The sequence below is a fragment of the Algoriphagus lutimaris genome (assembly GCF_017051705.1).
Lineage (GTDB): Bacteria > Bacteroidota > Bacteroidia > Cytophagales > Cyclobacteriaceae > Algoriphagus > Algoriphagus lutimaris.
This window is the reverse complement of sequence record NZ_JAFIDJ010000014.1, coordinates 1-379: the sequence shown is the minus strand read 5'-3', so window position 1 is coordinate 379 and position 379 is coordinate 1. Positions and strand designations below refer to the sequence as shown.

Annotated in this window: 1 protein-coding gene; it reads right to left on the bottom strand. The window is 46.4% G+C overall.

The features are described 5' to 3' along the window. Positions 1-98 precede the first annotated feature (98 nt). On the bottom strand, positions 99-379 hold a 281-nt coding region (locus JYB62_RS19600), incomplete at its 5' end, for a hypothetical protein (RefSeq protein ID WP_449500892.1).

Sequence of the window (379 nt, the reverse complement as noted above, 5' to 3'; positions counted from 1 at the left end):
CGGAATATATGCGTCACCTTCACCAATAAATTCATTAGTTCCGGCCAGCAGATTATAAATTTTTATGGTCCGTGGTTGTTCACTCATTCTGAATGCCATTATGCAAGCCTCACAATATAGTTAAATGCAATGTTTTTGACGGTGTTTTCCGCGTTACCCGCAGCGTTAACGGTGATGGTGTGTCCGTGTGAACCAATACTGAAAGAATGGGCATGAGCACCGATAACAACCGGATGCTGGTGCGCACCAATACCAACTGTATGCGCATGTGCACCGGCACTCACGGCTGTACCGGACAATGAGTGACTGTGGCTGCCCTGACTGTCCGTTTTCGATAAATAAGCAATACCCTGTGTGCTGGTTCCTTTAACTGTGGATA